The organism is Ignavibacteriales bacterium (genome assembly GCA_026390575.1).
Classification (GTDB): Bacteria; Bacteroidota; Ignavibacteria; order UBA10030; family UBA10030; genus Fen-1298.
Genome location: JAPLFR010000016.1, coordinates 378534 through 404252, shown reverse-complemented (window position 1 = coordinate 404252; position 25719 = coordinate 378534). Strand labels below are relative to the sequence as shown.

Sequence of the window (25719 nt, the reverse complement as noted above, 5' to 3'; positions counted from 1 at the left end):
AAAGCCAAAAGAGTCAACTTTCGCTTAAGAAAGTTCTATAAGTGATAGGTGGCTGATGTTGCCAAACAGTTTCTGAAGTGAGGACTAAATCGTAATACTGTACGCCTTCTGTCAATAACGTTCAAAATAGCGCAATTTGCACCACTCGTAGATGGTTACAATTGTTCGACGAAAAGCCGAATTCGTGATGAAGCATTGGCAAAGAGGTCCGATGGAGGCAGTAAACTAAGAACAATGCAGGACGTTTGCTTCATATCAAAAAAATGTCCTGGATGAACAAGAATATTCTGCTGTTGCAGTAATTCAATAGCGCAATCACCATCGTTGCGAATCTGCGGTAGCTGAAGAATTGCATACCATCCGCCTTCTATTTGAAATAGGGACGCGCTTGAGCCGGCAAATATTTGCTGCAACAATGTATAGTTCGTTTGAATTCTCAAACGAATTTGATTTTCGATATCTGAAGCATAGGAAAGAAGCATTGGAATTGCCGTTTGTACTGGTGTGTTGACAGAGAGAAATGTATCAGCGATGATATCGAGCCGGTTAAGTGCTTCGACAGTATGCAGAGAAGTACCGTTGATGACGATCCAGGAAAGTTTAAGCTGGGGAAGTCCCAAGAGTTTGGATATGCCGTTTAACGAGAACAACAATGCTGAAGATTTCAACGCCAAAACATTTGCACGGCGTGCGTCGGGAAAATATGAATACGGTTGAAATACTTCATCGGCAATGACAGCGCATTGATGTTCGTCGGCCATTGTACACACCTGCTCGAATTCATTTTGTTTGAGGTATGAACCGGTTGGATTATTCGGATGGACGAGAACAATGGCACGTGTGCGGCTGGTGAATGCTGATTGAAGCGATTCGAAATCAATATGCCACTCACCATCGTACACCAGGCGATATTGTCGGAGCGCGACATCGTTGAGTTGACAAAGGTATTCTAAGAGCGGATAACTTGGCTGAGGAACGATTACTTCATCACCTGCATTGCAGAGGAGTTTGAAAAGAAACGAATACGCTTCACTTGTGCTTGCCGTGAGCAGAATATGTTCCGGTGCTACTGATGCACCGAGCGTTGTGTAGTAATCTGCTATTGCTTTACGTGCAATGAGAAGTCCTCGTGGCTCTGGCTGATACAACAACGATGATGCGTCGGCAAGAGCAGCGATGATTTCTTTTTTAGGATACGAGATTCCACAACGCGTTGGATTTGATTCAGTGAGGTCAATAATGACTTCTCTGCGCTGTCGTTTTGCCGCAATCAAATCGGAGAGTTGATTGGGAGCCATATTCCAGTTTGTGCGGGAAGAGAACATATTAGAAGGAAATCAGGAGCCAGAGATCAGGATTTAAAACTTAGAAAATTGTATTTAAAAAAATTGAAAACAGTTCATGAACAATTTCACATGACCAATGAGTCTTAACCGGTTACCAGGTGATCAATCTTAATCGGGCAATTACTAAATTACTCATCCTCAATCTTCTATTGTTTCTGCTTTTTTCTTGGACATGCGATTGCGTTCGTTATGATCGAGATATTTTTTACGCAGACGCATAGACTTGGGCGTCACTTCCACGTATTCATCTTCGCCAATCCATTCGATTGCCTGTTCCAGTGTGAGATTCCGCGGCGGTTCCAGACGAACGGCTTCGTCCGAGCCGGAAGCACGCATATTGGTCAATTGTTTTGTCTTGCAGACATTGACCACCATATCGTACTCGCGGGAATTTTCACCCACAATCATGCCGGCATAAACACGCATACCAGGTTCGATGAAGAACGTAGAGCGTTCTTGCAACTTCCACATACCGTACGCGACCGATTCACCCTCTTCCATGACAATCAATGCGCCGCGTGTTCGATGGGACAGCTCGCCTTTGAACGGTTCGTAACCGTGAAAAATATGATGCATAATACCGGTACCTTTGGTTTGCGTCATTAATTCCGAACGGAATCCAATCAGTCCGCGTGAAGGCGCAAGAAATTCCAATCGCGTGTTACCCTGGCTCTGCATCATTTGCCGCATTTCGCCTTTACGTTTTCCAAGATTTTCTATCACTACACCGACGTGTTCATCGGGTACATCGATGATGACGTGCTCGATTGGTTCGCAAGTGACATCAGCAATACGTTTGAGTATTACTTCAGGGCGCGAGACCTGAAATTCATATCCTTCACGCCGCATAGTTTCGATAAGAATACCGAGATGCAGTTCACCTCTGCCGCTCACTTTGAATACATCCGGTGAGTCTGTCAATTCCACGCGCAAGCTGACGTTGGAACGAAGTTCTCTCGCCAGGCGATCGCCAAGATGACGCGTTGTGACATACTTGCCATCCAACCCGGCAAAAGGTGAGTTGTTGACTATAAAATTCATTGAAAGCGTCGGTTCTTCAATAGCAACAAAAGACAGCGGCGTCGGATCGGAAGCATCGGCAATCGTCTCTCCGATATCGACATCTTCCATACCGGCAACGGCTATGATTTCGCCTGTTCCGGCTTCATCAACTTCAGTACGTTTCAATCCCTGAAAAGTATAAATTTTTGTTACACGCGCATCTTCCACTATTCCATCGCGGTGAACAATTTTCATTGGAGAACCAAGCCGAATTTTTCCGCGCGAAACCCTTCCAATTCCAAGTCGACCTAAATAGTCGTTGTAATCGATGGTTGTTACCAGCATCTGGAACGGTCCTTGCGTATCGCCGCTGGGCGATGGGACATATTTTATAATTGCTTCAAAGAGCGGTTCAAGATCTGTGCCTACATCTTCTAATTCGTTTTTTGCGATTCCCTGCTTTGCAATGCTATAAATCGTCGGAAAATCTAATTGTTGATCGTGTGCGCCGAGTGACAGGAACAGTTCGAATACTTCATCTAACACTTGATGTGCTCGTGCATCCTTGCGGTCAATTTTGTTTATAACGACGATAGGAAGCAGGTTGAGATCGAGCGATTTTTTAAGAACGAACTTTGTTCCGGGCAACGGACCTTCGGCGGCATCCACCAACAAGAGAACGCCATCAACCATTTTTAATGTTCGTTCTACTTCACCGGCAAAATCGGAGTGACCGGGCGTATCCACAATATTAATTTTATAGATTTCACCGGTTTTGGGCTCTTTATACAGTACGGCAGTATTCTTTGCTAAAATTGTAATGCCGCGTTCGCGTTCTAAATCGTTGGAATCCATGACACGCGTGCCCATATCCTGGTTGGCACGGAAGGTTCCTGTTTGCCGAAGCATAAAATCTACAAGTGTTGTTTTGCCGTGATCAACATGCGCGATGATTGCGATGTTTCGTATATGTGTGACTTCTTGCATTGTGCCTTTCAATAAATGTAAAGATTCCCGATTTCTACCAAAGTTCTTACGGTGATAGAAATCGGGAATCCATCTAATAAAAAATGCCCCAGTCTCGACTTGCTCCCTGAGGCAATCATAAGATACGAAATTATTCCGAGAAAGGAAAATCGGTTCCCTGAGATAGATTCCCGATATCTATTTTATGTTTAACAGGATAAGATATCGGGAATCTAATACTTGTATAAAAAAAGCTGATCCTTGTGCAGGACCAGCTTTTTTATGAGATAAACAGAATTATTATTAGCGGATTGTAATACCAGCCCCAATGGCTATAACTGGATTTTTTGCAATGCTGTATTCTGCATGCACATTAACGATAAGCAACAATAATCGTGCGCCGACAGTGAAGCGGGATTTATTACTTCCCTTCACCTCAAATCCGGGAATCGTTACATTTTGTCCTAATTCAGCACTGTACCCCTGGAAATCAGCAAGGGTTAACGTTGAACTTTCCAGTTGGAATCCGCCGTAGAGAGTAAGAATAAAAAGCTTCTTGCTCACTTCAACTCCATAGGCAGTTCCAGAAGCAGAGAAGATATCTTTATCATCTTTCGATTTGAAATTCATCTTCTGTGTCATAAAGTGAGCGGCAATATCAACCGGGAACAACGGCAGCCATTGGCTGATACTGTACCGGAGACCGAAGCCCGAATAGTTAAATTTACCGACATCACCTGCCGAGATCGTTGGGACATAACGTAACATGAATTCCAAACCAAATGGCAAACCTAAATCAAGTTGAGGCATTGGTAATGGAACACCCAGTGTACCTAAATCAAACCCGCCGGGAAGCGTTAAAATTGGCTGATTGGCTGGGACAGATACGGGTTGATTGTTTAGTAGGGGATTAGAAGAACTAATATGTCCAACAGAATTACTATTAGTTTTAATTATAGTATTATCTTTTGCTCCGACAGCCGTATTCGCTGTTACGCTTGATGGATAATTAACGCCGGATGTAAGAACAACCTTAGTGCCAGTGGGTACAGGATAATTTGTGCCACCAACATTAATTGAGTTTATTCCCAGTGCCGATGGATCTACACTTATTGAAGGAATTCCCAATGAATATGTTTTATCTGCATCAACGAACCTTGACATCGCAACTTTAACTCCAACATCAAAACCAAGAACATCATGCAAGTCTGCGGAATAATACATCGCTGAGTTTAAATCGTTGCCCCATCCGGCTAAAATTGGAGTAACGTAACCAACTGCTGCGTCATGCCCCAATTTTTTTAATTGTTCTTGCAGATCCTGTGCTGCTGCAAGGCTGCCTAACAGTGCAACAACACATGCAGCAATCAAAATGTATCGAACTATAGATTTCATATGAAACCTCCTGTGAGTGGTGGAAGAGAGTTATTAATAGATGAATTGTTTGTAATTCAAATTCATGATTTATTTCATTGAAATATATGAGAAGATTATCGAGAAGCAATACTCTTTTCTATTATTTACAGGTTTTGTGCGCTATTTCACATGGAAAACGGATAACTCACCACTCACCTCCCTTTTGAGTGCAATTGGATAATCCATTGTCCTGTTAGTGCCTTTTTTATTAGTCATGAGTTGCTTCATTTGCACAGATATCAAATCCCAGTTCCTTTGTCTCACCGAGCACAAGTTGAACGGGAATCCGCCGGCAAATCTGCATGGCCGTTTCACGATCAGTTGCCGTCATGATGCCGAATCCCTCACGACTCAGAAGTTCTCTGAGTTTTCGTAATCGTACGGTATCCGGATCGACAACTAAAATGAGTTCGTTCATCTTCGCTTGTATTGATTAAACAACTTGATTCATATAAAAAAGAATCAATCTCCGTACCATCTATATATGAGAGGAAAAGTCTGGAAATCGAGAAAAAAGGATGTATTCCTCAATGGTTGTCGTTAGATACAAACAAGATAATCAGGAAGAAAAGTCGGTGAAATGCGACAAAAAAAAGGGGAAGAAGCAGTTGAGTCGATGAGTCAACGAGGAGATAACCGGATAGTGGAACGCGGGTAAAGATACTGTTGAATAGTACACTCCTTCATCAATTCAATTCTATCCTGCGTTCACTCTACATATTTTTTAAAGAAGGGCAAAATGTTCTGCAAATCTTTCTTGAGCGATAGACGAAGTGCCTCGCCAAAGGAGCTCAATACGATGAGTGCATTGACATTGGCATCAAAACTCGAAGCATGTGAAAGCCGGTTCCACATTCCTTTGTTCACCGTGCCGACTTCCTTATAGATTTGTTCTAATCCCTCCATGCTCCAATCCGGTTCAAGACCTTTCTGCTTTCGGAAGTACTGTGCTACTAAATACATAGATACAGCGCGGAAAACAGTCTCTGTCGCTGTAGCAAACGGAAGGTGAAAACGTACCATCGGGCGAAGGTAGTCAAGAATCGGACAGTCGCTGGTCACCATATAAATGCCGAGAATGGCACTGAGGCTGTTTTGCACCGATGTATCTTGTGCGTAGGTGCGTTCTGCAGATTCCACTGTCACCCATGTCCTATCGAATGAAGTGGAAAATTTAAATTCATCAACGAGATGCGCTATACTCACCGCCACCGGACAGAACTCAACATCATCCTTCAACGGACAGTTCCTGCACTTATGAAATTTTAATTTTGTCCATTCAGGATTTTTTGCGAGCGGGGCTTGTTGAACACGCAAGGTCTGTGCATCGAGTGTCACATCGAACGATTTCTCCGATCCATCTTGTAAGAGAAACTTATATTGAAACATCAACATACCTGGCGACTTAGTTTCTGGCATAGAATATTCTCTGAGGAAGTGTCGGATATTGTTATGGTTGAATATCGAGTTGCGAGAGCAGTTTGTAAAAATGTGTTCGATTGATGCCGAGCATTTGTGCTGCCTCGGTATTCGATTTGGCTTTTCGCAAAGTCTTGATGATAAACCAACGACGGAACTCTGTCTCAGCATCCAAAAGGCTCTTCCCAAGTTTTATGGACGGTCCATCAGCTTGTTGAGCGAGCAGTTCCGGAGGCAGGTCCAATGGCTGAATCTCATTTGTTTTTACGAGAACAAGAGCACGTTGAATTACATTTTCCAGCTCGCGCACGTTGCCGGGCCATGAGTACTGTTCCAGAACATCGATCGATTCTTCTGATATGGTAAATGATTGTTCCGGCCCAGCGTACTTTGTTAAGAAATACTCCGCAAGATCGATAATATCTTCCCGACGTTCACGCAGCGGTGGAACGGTCAATTCGAATATTTTTAATCTATAGTATAAATCTTCACGGAACGAACCGGCACTGATCATTTCCTGGATGTTCCGATTCGTCGCCGCCAGAATACGTATATCCACTTTTTTTGTCTGGACGCTGCCGAGGCGTTCCAGTTCTTTCGTTTGAAGAACACGGAGGAGTTTCGCCTGCAGGTTTACACTCATCTCGCCGATCTCATCAAAGAAGACAGTTCCGCCGTCGGCGAGTTCGAGTTTGCCGGGTTTTGATCTCGTTGCCCCGGTGAATGCGCCGCTTTCGTATCCGAATAACTCCGACTCCAGTAAATCGGCTGGAATTGCACTGCAGTTAATAATCACGAACGGCTTACTGGCACGCCGGCTGTTTTGATGAATTGCTGTTGCCAGCAAATCTTTGCCTGTGCCATTCTCGCCCAGCAGTACTACGGAGGCATCCGTTGGAGCAATCTTTGAAGCGAGTTTGAGCAATTCAAAGAGTTTCTTGCTGGAGCCGATGATGTTCTCGCACTTGAACTCTTTCCGCAGGTCTTCAAATTTCATCGAAGCTTCGAGAATAAGTCTCTTCTCCAACGATGATATTTCCAGCGAGACTTCAAGGCCGCGCACAATTTGCTTTGCGAAGGACAGGAGAAAAATAAGATCGTTTTCAATGAACGGCTTCTCCCTGTTTCGACGGTCGAGATATACTGTGCCAAGCACGCGTCCCTTAGAGATCAACGGTACACACAGCGCCGCAGTAATACCGAGCCGGATAACACTCTGCTGTTTCGCAAAAGTCTCATCTGATTCTTCGGACAGATGTGTCGGTTTTGACTGCGAAATTGTTGTGCGGATAACGGTCATACTCATCTCCTTCGCTTCTGGTTCGTTCTCCGGATCCATATTGCGGGAGAAGATTGAATCAACTTCATCGTTGTTATTCACAAGAACAATGAATCCTGCGTCGGCAGAGAGTTCCTTGACAACGGTGTCGATGGCTTTCTCCATCAACGACCTCATTTCTGTCTCGGACGAAAAAAGAATGCCGGAGGCGTACAATACTTCAAGCCTTCGCCTTTCTTCGTTCAGACGCTCGTACTGTCGGTCCGTTTTTTCCAGATGATCAACGAGCGTGTTTATTTCTGCTGTTAACAAACGGCTGGAGTCTAACACTATGTGGAATAATTTGTCTACTTTGCGGGAGGCATCGGTAAGGGTTTCAGGTACCTTCAACTGTGCGCTGAGATCCATAAAGCCAGCCGAGAGCGTGCTCATCGAGTCGCCAATGAGTTTCTGCAGCCGTTGTTGAATTTCTATTGTTGAAGCCATTTACTTTTCCAAGATGGATGTTCCTAATGTAGCAACGAGAAACCGTAACAGCAATGAAAACTATGCATCATCAAATTCTACCATCGTCATCCTTGCGGGGTGTTCTATTGCGTCAGGTTAGCACCGTTTCTTCTATCGCTGTTCTTACTTCCTCTGCTGAGCCATATCGTTCATGTGGATTCTTCGCCAGGCATCTTGCCACAATCGAATCCCATGCAGACGTCACATCCGGCCGGAGAGTAGAAGGCGGCGGCGGAACAACATTGAAAATGGAATGTATAAGCGCGATCTCATTCTCACCTTTGAACGGCAGAGTATTGGTCAGGAGTTCGCTGATGATGACACCGAGAGAAAAAATGTCGGTACGCTGATCGACACTTTGATTCGTGATTTGTTCGGGTGCGACATAACCGAGTGTGCCAAGCACTGTGCCGAGCGAAGTCATCGTTGTCACCAACGGCGACTTTGATAATCCGAAATCCATAATCCTTATGATTCCACTGGAATCAAACATGATGTTGCCTGTCTTCAAATCGCGATGAACGATTCCGTGCCTGTGTACTTCCGATAACCCATTGCACACTTGTAGAAGCACGCGTTTTATCTCCGCCAGCGGCAGCGGATGCAAGCGCTCCAGCGTTTGTTTGAGAGTTCCGCCGGCGAGAAATTCCATTGCGATAAATCCGCCCGTACTGGTATCTGCCACTTCCAGTACATGGACAATGTGCGGATGCGAAAAAGAGTTCAGCAGTTGTCCTTCGCTCAGCAGTCGTTTTTTGTTCTCCGTGTCCTTGACAATTTCAGGATTGAGAACCTTGAGAGCCACCGTCTGTTTTGTGTTGATGTCTATGGCTTTGAAGACACGTCCCATCCCGCCCTGGCCGAGCAAACCGAGCAATTTGTAGTGTGATACATACTGAGCTTCATGTCTTCGAATAATCACCCGGGCAGCACCCACCGATACTCCTCCTCCAATGAGAAGCACGCCGAATGAGACAGCCGTCGAAAAGAATTGGCCGTCTATGATAGTGAAATGAAGAAGGACGAAATACGCAACAAGACCGGCAAGCGGGAAATACCAGCGGCGCGTGAATTTCCCCGCACCGACTTTTATTCCACCGCCAACCATCAACAGGACCAGGGCTATGACAGCCGCAAATTTTACCAGTTCTACAGGCAAGTCTATCATCTTCAGAGTTCGGCCGATAGATTTTGATGTAAGGATTGCGACTCGTGGAATGATAGATGATTCGATAAAGTCTAATCGGCTTCCGGCAAGTACTTCTTCTTTCGTTTGTTCTATGCCTGAAGGAAAAATCACTCGTAGAGTGTACCGCCTTCCCGGCTGAACACCGAAATGCACTTCGGAAACATCCTGCGGCACCATCGGATTAGAACCAATGCCGACAACACGAAGCTGCCGAATGGAAGGCTGCAACGGATCTTCGACAAATACCTTGGCGCCTATGGCCGCTCGATTGCTCCTATCGCCAAGGATATGAACTTTGATGAAATTATTGTCGTTTAAATTATTTCGGAAAAGTGCTGTTCGATCGCCCTTGCCAAGAGACCGCTCTGAACTGCCGATAAAGAGATCAAGGTCGCCGTCATTATCGATATCTGCGAATGAAGGGTGACCGGTGAATTGAATACCGGTTTGTTCGGATACTTCAATGAATCGTTCGCAATGCTGGTTCAGGAATAATTTTGAAGCAATAAAAACATCGATCCAGCCATCATTGTTCACATCGCCTGCTGCAATAGTTCCGTTTGTCGGGTCGGGCTGGAAGATCGGAGCGGAAAAACCGACCTCTGAAGAAAGTCTGCGGAAATGCGCGTGACCATCATTGAGCAGCAGCCACGGCAATGAACCTTGATTATGGACAAGAAGATCGAGGTTGCCATCGTTATTGAAGTCGGCTGCAATACACACAGTTGGAGCGGGATTTTCTTTTGAGACAAAGGTAGAATTAGGAGAAGCGTGAAATTTGAAGTTGCCGTCATTCAGAAAACAATCGATAAATCTCCCATCCTCACCTACGTAATAGGGGATAACGATATCGACTAGGCCGTCGTTGTTGAAATCGCCGAACGTTGCGCCGAACGAACGATGTTTCAGTAATTTTGTAATCCCGGATGAAAGAAAGACATTCACAAATTTTCCTGTGCCGTCGTTACGGAACAACATATCACTGCCGTCCTCATTGGAAGTATATGCGTCGAGGTTGCCGTCATTATCAAAGTCGACGAGTCGTACAGCGCTGCCGGAACCTGAGACATTCTCTTGAATTTGGACCCTCGTTCGATCGGTACTGTTGCGAAATCGTCCGCCTTCAGTTCCGAGGAACAGATGGTACTTCAGGCTGCTGCCAAGTTCCAAAATGTCGAGTGAACCGTCGTTGTTTACATCCCCAATGGCCATTGCCTGCCATTCACTAGCAACGCTTTCAAAACCGGATTCCAGAGTCGCATCTGAGTACACATTTTGTCCGTTGTTACGAAAGAGGAGACTTGGACCGCCGTCTCCGAGTATAAGCAAGTCGGGACAATTACCTCCTGTTCGATTGAAGAAAATACCGGATCTCCCGGTGCGTCTCAGCGCAGCTTGTAAAGTAATGTCTGTGAACGAGAATTCGAGCGATTGTGAATTTGTATATATTCCCCTATCGCCAATGACCCAAACATGAAACGTACCGGAAGAATCATAGGTAGCGTCCACGTCGGAAAAAGTATCATCGTAAGTTTTAATAGATTCATCGGTCATCCATGTCTTTCCATTGTACACAAGAAGTGTCGAGCCGGGTCCCACGATCCAAACGTGTGTCGAATCAACTGCCCTCACCGATGTCAATAACTGTTGCGTACCGAGCGGGACGGAATGCCATGCATTGCCGTCGAATTCCAATAGGGTTCCTTTATCTCCAACTATCCATCCGTGGCGCTCATCCGGCAGACTGATTTTGAAAAGATCGTTCTGTGTCGGAGAGTTGAAACGCTTCCACTGTCCTTGAACGCATTGCAGGATGACACCATCGCGTCCCACAGCCCAGCCGGATAAGGACGAAAGCATACAGACGTCATTAAGGTCTCCTTCGTATGCATTCGTACGTTCATCATGAATCAGCGGGCTTGGCGATTTTTTCCAATGATCGTCGTCAAGTGCAAGAATATGTCCCTGTTGACCTACCATCCACATACGCTTGTTAGGCAGTTGCGAGAGACTTTTAAACATTACATAATCGGTTTGATCCCACATCACTTTCGGAAGAGGGATTTCTTTTACGGTGCCGCTCCGCCATTCCTCGAGAACAGGGCGGCAGTTACCAGAATGAACAAGGTGATGAACAAGAAAAACCGTTGTTGTGTCTGCGGCAGAGATGAGAGGAGAATCAGAGTACGGATAGGTAAGAATGGGATCCCATTTACCGTTGGTGAAACGATACATACGTCCAGGTACTTCTGGGCCTCGTCCGCGCGATGACGCAAAGCCCGATACAGGTGTTAGCATCTGAATGTGAGCGCCCAGATCAACAACTGCCTGGCGAAACCATCCTCCGGAATGGTTCGGAGAAGGAACATGTACTGCCGCCGATTCGTCTTTACCAATGCACCCGTTTAACAAGCAAGCGGCAGTTGCAATGGATAGAACAATGGTTCGTATGGTGGTTGCACGGCTGTTCATCTAATGATATACATAGAATAATTGAAATCTACAAAAAAGCGATGCAAATTTCATTAGTTAAGCACATTGGAAATTCAGCGCTTTTCTTCTATCTTAATACCAAGCGGAAGGATGCTAAACTTTTATAGGATAGCAACCAGTACACCGCAAAATTATTATTCATTCTCTCATGATGTATTAAACAAAAGGAGTGTTGTATGCGGAAGCTCGTATGTGTTTTTATGTTGATTATTGCTGTCATGGTCTCGCAGACAATGTTTGCACAGGATAAACCCGTGGAGAAGAAAGTTGAAAAAGTTGTAAAGGTTAAAAAGAACGTGATGAAAGAATGCAAAGAGAAAATGGATTGCTGCAAAGACAAGAAATGCTGCGACAAATGCACAGGCGAAAAGTGCGACGGTAAGTGCTGTGCAAAGTGTGCAGAATGCAAGAAAGCATGCAAAGAGAAGTGTGAAAAAGGAAGCAAAGGAACCTGCCCAAAAGATACCACGGCAAAGTGTGAGAAGCAAAATATGAAGAAGCACATGGAAAAAATGGGCGAGAAGCATGATATGAAAAAACACATGGAAAAGAAGACTATGATGAAGGAAGAAGTAAAGACAGAAGAAAAAAAATAATCATCCTCAACTGTTCGATGTAGAGCCGTTCTGATCCGACCAATGCCGGGAAGAACGGCTTTTTTATTGAATTGTTTGAATGTCGCCCGACTTTTCGGTAGCTTTTAATCACCCTGACTGTCCGGAATTTCTGTGATGGTCGGGGTAAGGTGTTTTCTGGAAGAACAAAAACTGAAATTTTGTCGACAAAAAACAACTGATGAAGAATGATCAGTGCACAATGAAACAATATATTGTCGTTCTGAAAACCGACCGCCGAGTGCTGATAACTGAAAGATAGTTGTGTGATTGAACAAATTAGAAAACGAATTACCGATAGTGAGCCATTCCGGCAATTGTCAGCAGCGATGACGTCGCTTCAGCCGGGAAGTCCCATGCAATTGCAAGGCATCAGCGGCTCACTGATTGCATTTGCGGCGGCGCATCTCTTTGAATTGCGGAAAACACAGGTACTGCTTGTGGCAGCAGACAGAGACCGCGCAGAGCAACTCCGCGACGATTGCGCCATCATTCTTGGTGATGAGTACGTATGTTCGTACGTTTCAGGGCCGGCTCACGCTGCAATGAATCTTGATATGAGTGCACCCATTGCGCAAATGGAAACTCTTCGGTCGCTTTCGCGTTCCGAACGTGTGCTTATCGTTGCCTCCGCAGAAGCCTTGACAACAAAACTGCCGTCCACAAAGCAATTTGCCGAGCGTGCAGTCGAGTTAGAAGTCAGCAAAGAATATCCGTTTGAAGAATTGATACAGAAACTCACAGCTATGAGTTTTGTGAAAAAAGATTTCATAGAAGAATATGGCGATTTCGCAGTGCGAGGAGGAATTCTCGATATTTTTCCATTTGTTGGCGATAATCCAATCCGGTTCGAATTCTGGGGCGACACCGTGGAATCCATTCGAGAATTTGACGTGCTTTCTCAGCGTTCCATCCGCGAATTACAGACTGCACAGATAGTAGCAAGTCTCTTTCATGATGACGCTGATTCTGTAGCTGTATCACAGATACCAGATTTTGCAAATGAAAAAGAAATGCGCGTATCTGTATTTGACTATCTCTCAAGCGATGCGCTTCTTTTTTTTGATGAACCGGTGCTGATTGAAAAAGAAATTGAGGAACTGCAGCAAGAAGGATATTCGAATATTCTCAATTGGAAAATGATTGAAGAAAATGCAAATGGTTTCGTAAAATTTGATCATACTACACTTCAAAATTCCCAATCTAAAATTCATATAGATTTTCAGAGTCATCCGCAACCTCCAATTGCGGGGAGCATCAAGCGATTGATTGAACAGATTCGCAAGTATTCCAGCCAAGGTCATACGATCTATCTTGCCTGTGACACAAAGGAAGAAGGCGAACGTCTCGACGGATTAATTGAAGAGGAACTAACGGCACCGGATGAGTCAGGAGTCAAAGGTCAGAAATTAGAAACTATACGCCGGGAATTGGAAGAAAACTCTCAACAATGGGAGAACGTCGATAAAGAAGGAAGTCAGGATGAAGATACTCTTTACGCGATTGTCCAACCGCAAGTCTCTGCGCCGGAGGCGTATCCGCCTCTGGTGGAAAATCTCCCATCTCCCGTCACGTATCAACTTTTACCTGAGGCGCTTCATAAGGGTTTCATCTATTTCCCTGCAAATATCGCCATCTTCACCGAGCACGAAATTTTCGGCAGATTGAAACGGCGCGGTACGACAACACGGAAGAAGTTTAAAGGTTTTACGCAAAAGGAACTCCAGCAGCTCAAGCGCGGTGATTTTGTTGTGCATCAGGACTATGGTATCGGAAGGTTTGCGGGATTACAAAAGATAAAATTGCGCGGTGTCGAAGCGGAAGTGATGAAATTGGTATACGAAGAAAACGATGCTCTCTACGTTCACCTCAATTTCGTCGACCGCGTGCAAAAATACTCATCGCAGGAAGGACACACGCCAAAGCTCAGCAAACTTGGCGGTTCAGACTGGGATCGTCTCAAGTCGCGTGCGCGGAAGAAAATCAAGGATATTGCCCGCGATCTCATCAAGTTATATGCGCGGCGTAAACATGAGCAGGGTTTCACCTTTGCATCTGATACGCATTGGCAGAAAGAAATGGAAGCTTCGTTCCTCTATGAAGATACGCCCGATCAGGCAACGTCCACGCTCGACGTGAAGCAGGATATGGAACAGCCGTCGCCGATGGATCGTCTTATTTGCGGCGATGTTGGGTTTGGCAAAACGGAAGTTGCTGTACGCGCGGCGTTCAAAGCTGTGATGAATGGCAAACAGGTTGCCGTGCTTGTGCCGACAACGATTCTTGCGCACCAGCATTATCATACATTCCTCGATCGTATTGGACGGTATTCAGTGCGCGTCGAATCCCTCACACGATTTCGACCAAAGAACGAACAAAAGGAAGTGTTAGAAGGGCTCACAGAAGGGAAGGTCGATATTCTCATCGGTACACATCGATTACTCTCGAAGGATGTTGCGTTTAAAGATCTTGGTTTGCTCATTATCGACGAGGAACAGCGTTTCGGCGTAGCTTCAAAAGAAAAGCTGCGTCAGCTTCGCGCAAATGTCGATACATTAACATTAACTGCGACGCCGATCCCGCGCACACTACAATTTTCGCTGATGGGTGCGCGCGATTTGTCGCTCATGAATACTCCGCCTCGCAACCGTATTCCTATTCAAACAGAAATCGCACAATTTGATCTTCAACTGATTCACGAAGTTATTATGAAAGAATTGCATCGCGGCGGGCAGGTGTATTTCGTCCACGATCGCGTGCAGAACATTGACCTTATTCGAACAATGCTCGAAGAACAAGTACCAAAGGCACGCTTTCATGTTGCGCACGGACAGATGAAAGGGCATGAATTAGAACGAGCGATGATGGATTTCTTAGAGAAAAAGTACGATGTCTTATTGTGCACCAAGATTATCGAATCCGGTATAGACATTCCGAGTGTCAATACGATAATCATAAATCGTGCAGATCGATTTGGATTGGCGGAGTTGTACCAGTTGCGTGGGCGCGTTGGACGGTCAAACATTCAGGCGTACGCATACCTTCTTACACCGCCACTCTCCGTTCTGCCGCGTGTAACGTTGCGCCGTTTGCAGGCGATTCAGGAATTCACCGAGCTTGGATCCGGGTTCAATCTGGCAATGCGAGATTTGGAAATCCGCGGTGCCGGCAATTTGCTTGGCGGCGAACAATCCGGATTTATTTTAGAAATGGGATTTGAAATGTACCAACGCGTTGTGGAAGAAGCTGTTGCAGAATTGAAAGAGGAAGAATTTAACGATCTGGTAGAAAAGAAAATTGGAGATGGAGAAAAGAAAAAAACTGAGACAGTAATCGAAACCGATATCGAGGCACTCATTCCAGATATCTACATTGAACATGATGCAGAGCGATTGGATATTTACCGCCGTTTGTACAGGTGCGAATCGTTGGAAGATATCTCTATGATGCGCGCAGAATTGAAAGACAGATTCGGTGAATATCCGGAAGAAGTGGAATACTTGTTTCAGCAAATCGAGTTGAAAGTGATTGCAGCGAAAATAGGTTTTATCAAAGTAGAATTGGACGGTGATGTCCTTGTATTGCATTTTCCTCCGCCGGAAGAAAAAACTTTTTATGAAGATAAAGATGCACCATTCCAGAAAATTATTGAGCATATTCAGGAACTAAAACCGTTCCACCCACGCTTGAATCAAGACAACAAACAATTGAAATTAACCGCAAGAATTAAGCTCATTGGGAATCACAAAGAACGATTAGGTGCAGTAAGAGGTTTTTTAGAAAAATTAATGTTATTGTCACAGCCGCTGGTATTACCCTCATAGCAGTCATAATAGTCCGGGTGTATCCCGTTAAAAACACTTTGAAGATTACCCGAAATTATACAATATATCACGAACATAGGGGGCTCATACCTCATGTGAGCTTCTCGCGGGTTTTATTCATTGCCGACCTGATGAACATATCGGCGTTGACATTCCGTCAAAAAGGACGTATCATTTTACTAAAGGTCCATTTGATTCAAGAAACTCCTGTCCTAAACGAGGATATGCCTATGACAATCAAAGAAAAAATGCATGGTTCCATTGCTGTGATTAGTTTAAAAGGAAACCTGATTGGTGAACCGGATACAGACAACTTGCGGGATAAAATCTACAGCCTTTTGCAAGAAGGTTTTAGCAAGGTTGTAGTGGATATGAAAGGAGTCCGGTGGATTAGCAGCTCCGGTTTGGGAACGCTTATTGCCGCATTAACATCCGTCCGCAACAAATCCGGTGATTTACGTCTGGCAAATATTACTGAAAAAGTAGAAAGTTTGTTTGCGATTACTCAATTAGTTAAAGTATTTAAGACATACGAAACGGTTGATCGCGCTGTCGCAAGTTTTAAATAACATGTTTTTAAACACAAGAAACAAACGCAGATTTTACCGTAGAGTCAACTCGTCTGTATTTTTTGTGATACACGAATCATTACTTCTGCAATGGAACAATCCCCTCGGTAGAGGGGATATCTGTGGAAGCTTACCGCAGTTCTCAAACTGAAGCGTCGTTATTTCACGGCATTATTGTGTACTTAATCTTACCCATAGCGCTCACTGTTCTCATCCTTACGTGGATCCTACTGCGCAAGTTCACGCTCATCTGGATCGATAGGCCACCCTCTCTTACTGAATCCATTCTTGCGGGTTTTTCAGCTTGGCTGTTTCTTCTTTCAATTATAACATGGTTCGGCGGGATAGTTTTTTTGGTGTTAGATTTTTTGTCTTCGCATGACACACTCGAAATCTGGACGGTTGTTTTTTCTGCCTTGGTGACGGGATATGGCGCGGATTTTTATCTTCGATCAAAATCTGATTTTAGTACGAGAGATACGCAAGATTATTTAAAAGAGGCGATTCAATTTCGCCGTTCAGCACAAAGCCGGTTGGATCTTCTTGCATTGATACGGCAACGGCAAAAAGGGCGGATGAAGCCTGCCGCGGGAAACGACCCTGAATCTCTCCAGCGCGCACGTCTCCAGGTGAGCTTAAGCAAGGAAAAGAATCTGGATGCTCAACTCGCTTTGCTGCGGGAAGGAACGACGGTAGATATTAGTGAAATATGGTACATGCAACCAAAGATACATTCGCTCCATCCGTTCTATGAAAAAGTTCACGAAGCGCGAATTGAACCAAAGCGAAAACGATTTTCCATTATCATCGACTTTCCAGAATTCGAGGAAGCACAATTCAAAGACGAGATGGTGGTTTTGCGTTTCAATCGTCAGGTATATGATTTTTTCCAATCGATGAACACAGAGTCTTGGTTGAAACCATATGCCCCGTTCTTCGAAAGTTACTTTTTGATGTGCAGGGCTAAACGTTTGAGCAAAGATAACACGGAAGTGTTCTATCCCTTCATGAAAGCAGGAATGCCTATCTCTGAATTACACAAGTTAGAAGGTTTTTATTTCAATCCACGAAAGCTGTCCGAAATTGCAGCAATAGCCTTCAACCATGGTGCACCAGTATGAATGAAAATCCAATAAAACCGAATAATGGCCAGCAGTCATTTTCATTTGAATGGTACCATCGGGAAGAAATTCAAGTACTCGTGATCCTTGTTGGATTAATCGTATTCTTTGCTCGATCTTTATGGGTGTTGGGAACTCTGGCGGCATTAGTCGTTTGTTTTCTGTTTGTGCTGTATCTCATACGGGTCCTTGAAATATATTTGATGAAACGTGAACGGTATCCACGGCTTGTGCGGAGATATCATAATCTTAAAACAGCACTGCACGGCCATTCAGTAGAGCGTTCCCGCATTGCGATGGCGCTTTTAGCAGCCTGGGTTGTAGGTGTTCTGTTTTTACACCGAATTCATCTAGCAATGCTTGATCCCGAGTATAAGACGCCGACCGACATCTACTGGATTCTCTTTCTTGGTTGGTATGGTCTCATCTGTACAGTCACTGCGATGTACTTGATATGGTTGTGGAATACGTGGAGCCAGAACGAATCGAAGCATGTACCATTTCTTGACGGGCTTGTTGCAAGTCTTTTTTTCTATCGTGGGTTATCACGGAAGAACCGCATTGTAACATTCATTGCGACATTCTGGTTAGGCGGTTTGCCGTCGTACGTCGCTATCCGGCTGACGCCGGGAACCCCTTATGGCTTTTGGATTGCATGCGGTTTAATCATTCCAGTCATTGGACTTTTTCTAGGCGGTGCGTACTACACAATGCTGCATCTGGAGAATTCTTCTGCAAAGAATTCTTGACCAATCTTACTATATCTGATTTGACTCCAACTTGTTTGTTGTTCCGGCTATCAATGAGCTCACACATCTTGTGTATTATTATTTGCTTTGAGTCTACGAACGCACCACTCGAATTGAATCAATAGTACTGCCATTGAAGTCCTGACGAGGTTTGACTAAATTCTTCTGTTTGCTCATAACGTAATAAACAAGACACTCAAGAAATTTCATGAAGTCATTTTTGAAAATGGAGACAATATGAAGACAAGCACCCTCGTTTTTCTTATTCTCATCGGATTGATTGTTGTGACAATGGCTGCGTGTGTGCCGGGTGGCGGGGAATTCCATAGAGAAAATCCTGCTGGATTGTTTTTCGGAATATGGCACGGCTGGATTGCACCAATATCTTTAATAATCAGTTTCTTTAATTCTTCAGTCAGAATTTATGAAGTGAATAATACAGGATTTTGGTACGACTTTGGTTTCTACATTGCCATCATAAGCGGGTTTGGCGGAGTATCACTGACGCGCAACAAATGGAAATCAAATCATCAAAGTTAAGAGGTACGTTTCACTCTGTAACATAATATTTTTCATGGAAGCAAAATCCCGAACCAGCCATAATGACCATTACAGGATTTCTGTTTGTTTATCTTTCTACATCAATGAAAACAATAAACCGACTCCACCGAAGATCCATTCGTTTAAAAGAATACGATTACTCCCATTCAGATGAATATTTTGTAACCAATTCAGGCCTCCGGCTGCATAATCATATACACGGTATCATTGTAATCAACAATGAATCGCCAATTCTACTCGTAAGGACACACAGCTGTGCATCTTGCACCATTAAAGAGGAAAACGTACTTTAAACCATGAATAGTTGTCTTCATTAAAATGAAGAGGCAGGAAAAAATGATCATTGCTAAGGAATCCGGTTCTGTCTCCTTATCGAAAATAAAAGTTGGTCCATCGATTTTTTTCTTATAAAGGAGTTTCAAATGAAAAAGCACAATGGCAGTAAAATTACAGAGGAAAATTGTTCGAGAAGAAAATTTATAGGCGCGGTTGGTGCGACAGCAGCGGGTTTGCTTCTTGCTCCTTCGTTGAATTCAACAAAACTTTTTGGCCGCGGGCTAAAAGGTAAATCTTCGTACGTAACACAAGTTGCCGTCACTCAAGCAACGAGTTACGACAGAACATTGATTAAGCAGAAAGTGCAACATCTTTTTGATTCGATTGGAGGTATTGGGGATATTGTAAGTGCTGGAAAAAAGGTTGGTATCAAAGTTAATCTTACGGGTGGAAATACAGACACCGACCATATGTGTACTCATCCAGAGGTGTTACGAGCTGTTACTGAGTTAATCATTGCTGAGGGAGTCAGTAAATCAGATATCTATGTCGTTGAAGCACTGTGGGCAGATTGGCCGTCAAATTATAAGACGATACTTCTAGACCTTGGAGTCAATACGGTGGATTTGAACAAACCGGCTCCATCTGCAAGCTTTATAACGAGAAGTGTAGGTGATAAATATATTAATTTTGCTTCTTTCACCCAGAATAAAATTCTTTCTGATATCGACGTCTATGTCTCAATACCTAAATTGAAACAACATTATGAAGCCGGTTTTACCGGTTCTTTAAAGAATCAAATCGGCTCCACACCAAAACAATTATACACACTCTCGGATAATACAAGCTACAGATCTGCACTTCACCAAAAGGATAATGCACATCCTGCCATCCACACCTATCTTCCTGAAACTATTTGCGATCTTAATCTCGCCCGGCCTGTTCATCTTGCAGTTATTGATGGAGTAATGAATGCGCATGGATCGGAAGGCGATTGGAATCCGGTATGGATTGAAACTGAAGATAATATTCTATTTGCAGGGAAAGATCCTGTTGCAACCGACAGTATTGCTGCCCATTTTATGGGCCTTGATCCGGAAGCCGCCCAATTAAAACTTCCGGAACCCGTAGGCACAGATCGAGGTTATTGTGACAACCACTTATACTTGCTTCATGAAAGAGGAATGGGGACAAACCTTCTGAGTGAAATAGAAGTTGTCGGCGACGGCGCCCACCTTGTATCTGTACCTTCACAGAATGTGTCAGCAAATCCGGAATCTTATCAGTTATGTCAGAATTTTCCGAATCCATTTAATCCTTCAACCTCGATAAAATATTATGTTCCGCATTCGGGACAGGTAACGATACATATCTATAATATAATGGGTCAAAGAATTGAAACTCTTGTGGACACAAACATATCTGCAGGCACTCATGAACTTCACTGGGTTCCTCAGAATTTAGCAAGTGGCATCTATTTTTGTGAAATGCATGCAGGAAATTTTTCTAGCACAAAGAAATTGATCTATCAGAAATAAAATAAGATTGACGATTATACGTCGACTTTTTTTGACCTGGATGTAAGATAAGTTTTAATCTCTTCGTTGTTTGGAAGTTGTTCTTCCGGCAGAGGAGAATGTATAGCTTGTGCTCAATGTCGATATCTGGAATGTACCGATGCTTCAGTCTCCGATGATGTCGGTTATTCAAACCTGTCTGTTCGAACAGAATTACCGTATCTATCATTAATAGTTCGGCGGCATTGCATGTTTAAAATCTTAAGTTGAATCAAGAAATCTTCCGATCTTATTCCCCTCGATTTTTTTGGGTCCGACAGCGCGGTCGACAGAATACGATTGAACAGACTTCTTGATAAAAAATATTTCCAGACCAATACTCCCAAGGAGGAAAAAGTTATGCATCACATCGAAGAATGCAACAACAAAAACAATAATCTGTCCCGAAGAGGTTTTGTAAAATCTGGTCTATTAGGAGGTTTGGCTGCTGCAGCACTCCCGTCTCTATCGCTTACGGAGAAAGCCATTGCATCTCCTGCAACGCATGTCGACATTTCATCTTTTGAGTTGGAGGAAACAAGCATCTCCGAACTTGCGGAAGGGATGGCTTCGGGTAAATACACCGCGCGATCCATCGCGGAAAAATATTTAGCACGCATTGAAGCAATTGACCGGCAAGGTCCAACACTCAGGAGCGTGCTCGAATTGAATCCTGACGCTCTTGCAATTGCCGATGAACTCGATAAGGAGCGAAAAGAAAAAGGTGCACGCGGTCCATTGCATGGAATTCCAATTCTCATCAAAGATAATATCGATACTGCGGATCGGATGGCAACAACCGCCGGCTCTCTGGCATTGGTGGGCGCAAAGCCGCCGAAGGATTCATTCCTTGTTCAGCAACTGCGTACTGCAGGAGTGGTGATTTTTGGAAAAACCAACCTGAGCGAATGGGCAAACATACGTTCGAACCGTTCCACCAGCGGATGGAGCGGCAGGGGCGGACTGACGAAAAATCCCTACGCGTTAGATCGGAATACATCAGGTTCCAGTTCCGGATCGGGCGCGGCTGTCTCTGCCAATCTTTGCGCGGCTGCAGTTGGAACAGAGACAGATGGTTCCATTGTAAGTCCATCATCAATCAATGGAATTGTAGGCATCAAGCCGACTGTTGGACTTATTAGCCGCACGGGAGTGATTCCGATTTCACATACGCAGGATACTCCCGGTCCCATGGCACGCACGGTACGGGATGCGGCGATCCTCCTTGGTGCTCTCACTGGAATCGATTCAGAAGACAAGGCAACCAGTGACGGTCGGGGAAAATTCTCGATGGACTATACTCAATACCTCAATCCAAAGGGTTTGAAGGGGGCAAGAATTGGTGTTGTGCGAAAACATTTTGGCTTCCATCCCGGCGTCGATAAAGTCATCAACGAAGCATTGAATGTTCTCAAACAGCAGGGGGCAACACTGGTTGATCCTGCGGATATTCCGACAATAGGAAAATTTGATGATGCTGAACTGATCGTTTTGTTGTATGAACTCAAAGCGGATCTGAATGCATATCTTGCGCGACTCGGCGCAGGCGCACCCGTTCATTCGTTGAAAGAACTCATTGAGTATAACGAGAAAAACGCAAAATCAGAGATGCCGTATTTTGGCCAGGAGCTTTTCCTGAAAGCGGAAGCAAAGGGTCCGCTGACGAGTAAGGAATACATCGATGCATTGAAGTTGTGCCGCCGGATGTCCCGCAAAGACGGAATTGATGCAACGATGAAGAAATGTAAATTAGATGCGCTCGTTGCTCCAACCGACAGTCCTGCTTGGCTCACAGACTTGATCGATAGTGATCACTTTCTTGGCGGAAGTTCAACTATTGCCGCAGTTGCAGGATATCCGAGCATCACTGTTCCGGCAGGATTTGTTTTTGGTTTGCCTGTTGGGATCTCGTTTTTTGGCCGCGCATGGAGTGAACCGACACTTCTAAAGTTTGCGTACGCCTTCGAGCAAGCGACGCACTCGCGCAAACCGCCGAGATTTTTGCCAACAGCAGAAGTCTGAATATAATAAAGAAGAATATCTATTCTGTAAGGTTTGACCCATGTTCCGCAAAATCACAGAGTATCTCGCGCTTCAGAAAAATACAGCAGTCCTTTTACTGATGGTGGTTCTCGTCGGAATCGGTGAGCGAATAGCCGAACGATTTCTGCCTCTCTATTTGCTTGCTCTCGGCGGAGGAATCGTTTCCATCGGAATTTTTTCGGGCGCGAACAATCTCACGAATGCTCTGTACTCGTTTTTCGGCGGCTACGTTAGCGACCGCATTGGCTATAAACGTGCGCTTTTCCTTTTTAACGCCATGACTATTGCCGGGTACCTGATCGTCATTTTTTTCCCGTACTGGCAGGCTGTGATTATCGGTTCGTTTTTCTTCCTCTCCTGGACTGCGATTTCAATGCCCGCAACACTCGAGCTTGTTACGCGCAGTGTTCCGTCAAACAAACATGCCATGGGTGTGTCGCTCAATTCCCTCACACGCCGTGTGCCGATGATTCTTGGACCGCTGATTGGCGGGGCACTCGTTGAATGGTATGGTGAAACGGACGGCATCCGATATGCCTTTATCATTGCTACGGTTCTTGCTGTTGTTTCCACACTTATTCAACAGTGGCTCATCAGCACCCCGGCAGAAATTAAGAACCAAGCACAGGTAAATCCGGCTGCGCTTTGGAGGGAAATGTCTCCTGGGCTGAAACAGCTTCTTTTTTCAGACATTCTTATCCGCTTCTGCGAACAGATCCCGTATGCATTTGTTGTGCTCTGGTGTATAAAAGGAGTTGGTGTTACTCCGGTACAATTTGCGGAGTTGACAACCGTTGAAATGCTCACTGCACTTTTTATATATATTCCTGTTGCACACTTTGCAGATAAGACAACAAAGAAACCGTTCATCATTACGACATTCGTTTTCTTTACTGCATTTCCTGTTGTTCTTTTGATCTCGCATTCCTTTACAGTACTGGTATTTGCTTTTCTTATCCGCGGATTAAAGGAATTTGGCGAGCCGACACGCAAAGCGCTCATCATAGAACTCTGTCCGGAGAACAAGAAAGCCGGTATGTTCGGTTTCTATTATTTGTTGAGGGATAGTGTTGTAGCACTCGCTGCGTTTGCAGGTGCGTGGCTTTGGGGAATTTCTCCTTCTGTGAATCTTCTTTCTGCGTTCGCGTTCGGTATTGTCGGGACAGTATGGTTCGTTCTGAAAGGTAAAGAAAATACAATATGATAATGTGATGGATTCATTAACAATATTGGAGGTGTATGATGAAAACGCGAAAAATAAAAAAGGTTTTTAAGAGTCAATCCGTTCTTGAAGGAGCAGGTGTCCGCCTTAAGCGAGCAATGGGGAATAAGGAATTACCTCAATTCGATCCCTTCCTTCTTCTCGATGATTTTCGGTCCGATCATCCGAATGATTATCTTAAAGGATTCCCCTGGCATCCGCATCGCGGAATTGAGACAATTACATATGTGCTCAAGGGAACCGTAGAGCATAAAGACAGTATGGGGAATAGCGGGATTATTTCTGCGGGCGATGTTCAATGGATGACGGCAGGAAGCGGCATTATTCATCAAGAAATGCCGATGGGAGATAAAGCAGGAGCGATGTACGGGTTTCAACTTTGGGCAAATCTTCCAGCTTCACACAAGATGATGGATCCGCGCTATCAAGAAGTGAAACAATCTGACATTCCGGAAGTGGTTTTGGACAACGGAACGAAAATAAAACTTATATGCGGATCCATTAAAAATACAAAAGGGCCTGTGCGTGATATTGTTGTCGATCCTGAATATCTCGACATTACAGTACCGGCACACGCGGAATTTGTCCATAAAACCAAAAGAGGGTATACGGTCTTTGCCTATGTTATTGATGGGCAGGGATTTCTATGCAAAGAGAGAAAACCGTTTTCCTATGAAGCCGACGGGGAAAATTATTTTGATATCCAGCGCGAGCCGTATGCTTCCAACGGAACACTTGTACTGTTTGATGATGGCGATGAAGTATCGGTTCAGACAGAAAATCAAACGGTCAGATTTCTCCTGATATCCGGGAAACCAATTGGCGAACCGATTGCCTGGTACGGTCCTATCGTGATGAACACACAAAAAGAGCTGGAAATTGCTTTTCGGGAATATCAGAATAATACATTCATAAAGAAGAAATAAGCTATCATCGGGTATAGAATATTTGGAAAGTGACTATGCAATAAAATAAGAAGGGTATGATATGCAAAGTAATAATATTCTGAAAAATATTCTCTGTTTAGTCTTTATAATGGCAGGACTGAGTCCGGTAAGGGCAGAAGTAAAAGATTCTTCTGCTGTCGGATTCACAATCCAGGATAGTGTGATTATTGCGGCAGAACCGAACGACGTGTATCATTCTCTGGTGGCGGAAGTTGGTCGTTGGTGGGATTCGGCACATACATTCTCGGGAAATGCGAACAACCTCTCCATCGATGACAGAGCCGGAGGATGTTTCTGCGAGAAATTAGAAAATGGAGGAAGCGTTCGCCACCTCGAAATTGTGTTTGCTGATCCGGAGAAAACGCTCAGGATGATTGGAGGTCTTGGTCCTCTTCAAGCGATGGCGGTGACAGGTAGTATGACGTGGTCACTTTCTAAGACGGATACCGGCACAAATGTAAAAGTGACGTATAGTGTCGGAGGATATCGCCCCGGCGGTTTACAGAAAATGGCGCCGCTTGTAGATAAAGTTATGTTCGAACAACTCAAAAGGCTAAAAGAGTACATAGAAAAGAACGTATTGAAAAGATGATTTTGATCCAGAGACGTTTATTAATATT

18 protein-coding genes are annotated in these 25719 nt (G+C 44.4%); 11 read left to right on the top strand and 7 right to left on the bottom strand.

Translation table 11 applies throughout. The annotated features are described in order from the left end of the window. Nucleotides 1–155: 155 nt before the first annotated feature. The 7 genes from NTX44_14650 to NTX44_14620 form a co-directional block, all read right to left on the bottom strand. Nucleotides 156–1298, bottom strand: a complete 1143-nt coding sequence (locus NTX44_14650; protein ID MCX6122848.1) for a pyridoxal phosphate-dependent aminotransferase — start codon at nt 1296–1298, stop codon at nt 156–158. 186 nt (nt 1299–1484) lie between these two features. Beyond that, the gene (gene typA, locus NTX44_14645; GenBank protein ID MCX6122847.1) at nt 1485–3335 is read right to left on the bottom strand and encodes a translational GTPase TypA; all 1851 of its coding nucleotides are present in this window, start codon (nt 3333–3335) and stop codon (nt 1485–1487) included. A 282-nt stretch (nt 3336–3617) separates the two neighbouring features. Further along, the gene (locus NTX44_14640) at nt 3618–4709 is read right to left on the bottom strand and encodes a hypothetical protein (GenBank protein MCX6122846.1); all 1092 of its coding nucleotides are present in this window, start codon (nt 4707–4709) and stop codon (nt 3618–3620) included. Between the two features lie 229 nt (nt 4710–4938). Then, entirely contained in the window at nt 4939–5148 is a 210-nt protein-coding gene (locus tag NTX44_14635) for a hypothetical protein (GenBank protein MCX6122845.1), read from the bottom strand. Between the two features lie 290 nt (nt 5149–5438). Continuing rightward, the gene (locus NTX44_14630; GenBank protein MCX6122844.1) at nt 5439–6149 is read right to left on the bottom strand and encodes a hypothetical protein; all 711 of its coding nucleotides are present in this window, start codon (nt 6147–6149) and stop codon (nt 5439–5441) included. Nucleotides 6150–6180: 31 nt separating this feature from the next. After that, a complete protein-coding gene (locus NTX44_14625) occupies nt 6181–7914 on the bottom strand; it encodes a sigma-54-dependent Fis family transcriptional regulator (protein MCX6122843.1) in 1734 nt (577 codons plus the stop codon). A 112-nt stretch (nt 7915–8026) separates the two neighbouring features. Then, complete coding sequence (locus NTX44_14620; protein ID MCX6122842.1) at nt 8027–11596, bottom strand: protein kinase; 3570 nt, start codon at nt 11594–11596, stop codon at nt 8027–8029. A 197-nt stretch (nt 11597–11793) separates the two neighbouring features. Here NTX44_14620 and NTX44_14615 point away from each other — a divergent pair, with 197 nt between their 5' ends. The 11 genes from NTX44_14615 (at nt 11794) to NTX44_14565 (ending at nt 25691) form a co-directional block, all read left to right on the top strand. Continuing rightward, nucleotides 11794–12213, top strand: a complete 420-nt coding sequence (locus NTX44_14615) for a hypothetical protein (GenBank protein ID MCX6122841.1) — start codon at nt 11794–11796, stop codon at nt 12211–12213. Between the two features lie 284 nt (nt 12214–12497). Further along, nucleotides 12498–16055: a transcription-repair coupling factor gene (gene mfd, locus NTX44_14610; protein MCX6122840.1), complete on the top strand. Its 3558-nt coding sequence runs from the start codon at nt 12498–12500 to the stop codon at nt 16053–16055. Nucleotides 16056–16285: 230 nt separating this feature from the next. Beyond that, a complete protein-coding gene (locus NTX44_14605) occupies nt 16286–16624 on the top strand; it encodes an STAS domain-containing protein (protein ID MCX6122839.1) in 339 nt (112 codons plus the stop codon). Nucleotides 16625–16746: 122 nt separating this feature from the next. After that, on the top strand, nt 16747–17745 hold the full coding sequence (locus tag NTX44_14600; GenBank protein ID MCX6122838.1) for a hypothetical protein: 999 nt from the start codon (nt 16747–16749) through the stop codon (nt 17743–17745). Next, nucleotides 17742–18494 (top strand): hypothetical protein, encoded by a 753-nt coding sequence (locus tag NTX44_14595; GenBank protein ID MCX6122837.1) that lies wholly within the window; start codon nt 17742–17744, stop codon nt 18492–18494. The genes NTX44_14600 and NTX44_14595 overlap by 4 nt, the downstream gene beginning before the upstream one ends. Before the next feature lie 237 nt (nt 18495–18731). Next, a complete protein-coding gene (locus tag NTX44_14590; GenBank protein MCX6122836.1) occupies nt 18732–19034 on the top strand; it encodes a hypothetical protein in 303 nt (100 codons plus the stop codon). A 443-nt stretch (nt 19035–19477) separates the two neighbouring features. After that, nucleotides 19478–20869 (top strand): DUF362 domain-containing protein, encoded by a 1392-nt coding sequence (locus tag NTX44_14585; GenBank protein MCX6122835.1) that lies wholly within the window; start codon nt 19478–19480, stop codon nt 20867–20869. 378 nt (nt 20870–21247) lie between these two features. Continuing rightward, nucleotides 21248–22909: an amidase gene (locus NTX44_14580; protein ID MCX6122834.1), complete on the top strand. Its 1662-nt coding sequence runs from the start codon at nt 21248–21250 to the stop codon at nt 22907–22909. 40 nt (nt 22910–22949) lie between these two features. Further along, nucleotides 22950–24134, top strand: coding sequence for an MFS transporter (locus NTX44_14575; protein MCX6122833.1), 1185 nt, complete (start codon nt 22950–22952; stop codon nt 24132–24134). Between the two features lie 35 nt (nt 24135–24169). Further along, nucleotides 24170–25078, top strand: a complete 909-nt coding sequence (locus NTX44_14570; protein ID MCX6122832.1) for a pirin family protein — start codon at nt 24170–24172, stop codon at nt 25076–25078. Between the two features lie 61 nt (nt 25079–25139). Beyond that, nucleotides 25140–25691, top strand: coding sequence for an SRPBCC domain-containing protein (locus NTX44_14565; protein ID MCX6122831.1), 552 nt, complete (start codon nt 25140–25142; stop codon nt 25689–25691). Nucleotides 25692–25719: the final 28 nt, after the last annotated feature.

What these genes read in the sequence shown, in the direction of transcription:
- NTX44_14595 (MCX6122837.1), top strand. Translation starts at nt 17,742, where the DNA reads ATGAATGAAAATCCAATAAAACCGAATAATGGCCAGCAGTCATTTTCA.
- NTX44_14605 (MCX6122839.1), top strand. Translation starts at nt 16,286, where the DNA reads ATGACAATCAAAGAAAAAATGCATGGTTCCATTGCTGTGATTAGTTTA.
- NTX44_14635 (MCX6122845.1), bottom strand. Translation starts at nt 5,148, where the DNA reads ATGAACGAACTCATTTTAGTTGTCGATCCGGATACCGTACGATTACGA.
- NTX44_14565 (MCX6122831.1), top strand. Translation starts at nt 25,140, where the DNA reads ATGCAAAGTAATAATATTCTGAAAAATATTCTCTGTTTAGTCTTTATA.
- NTX44_14585 (MCX6122835.1), top strand. Translation starts at nt 19,478, where the DNA reads ATGAAAAAGCACAATGGCAGTAAAATTACAGAGGAAAATTGTTCGAGA.
- typA (MCX6122847.1), bottom strand. Translation starts at nt 3,335, where the DNA reads ATGCAAGAAGTCACACATATACGAAACATCGCAATCATCGCGCATGTT.
- NTX44_14580 (MCX6122834.1), top strand. Translation starts at nt 21,248, where the DNA reads ATGCATCACATCGAAGAATGCAACAACAAAAACAATAATCTGTCCCGA.
- NTX44_14640 (MCX6122846.1), bottom strand. Translation starts at nt 4,709, where the DNA reads ATGAAATCTATAGTTCGATACATTTTGATTGCTGCATGTGTTGTTGCA.
- NTX44_14575 (MCX6122833.1), top strand. Translation starts at nt 22,950, where the DNA reads ATGTTCCGCAAAATCACAGAGTATCTCGCGCTTCAGAAAAATACAGCA.
- NTX44_14650 (MCX6122848.1), bottom strand. Translation starts at nt 1,298, where the DNA reads ATGGCTCCCAATCAACTCTCCGATTTGATTGCGGCAAAACGACAGCGC.
- NTX44_14615 (MCX6122841.1), top strand. Translation starts at nt 11,794, where the DNA reads ATGCGGAAGCTCGTATGTGTTTTTATGTTGATTATTGCTGTCATGGTC.
- NTX44_14570 (MCX6122832.1), top strand. Translation starts at nt 24,170, where the DNA reads ATGATGAAAACGCGAAAAATAAAAAAGGTTTTTAAGAGTCAATCCGTT.
- NTX44_14625 (MCX6122843.1), bottom strand. Translation starts at nt 7,914, where the DNA reads ATGGCTTCAACAATAGAAATTCAACAACGGCTGCAGAAACTCATTGGC.
- NTX44_14630 (MCX6122844.1), bottom strand. Translation starts at nt 6,149, where the DNA reads ATGCCAGAAACTAAGTCGCCAGGTATGTTGATGTTTCAATATAAGTTT.
- NTX44_14620 (MCX6122842.1), bottom strand. Translation starts at nt 11,596, where the DNA reads ATGAACAGCCGTGCAACCACCATACGAACCATTGTTCTATCCATTGCA.
- NTX44_14590 (MCX6122836.1), top strand. Translation starts at nt 18,732, where the DNA reads ATGAAGACAAGCACCCTCGTTTTTCTTATTCTCATCGGATTGATTGTT.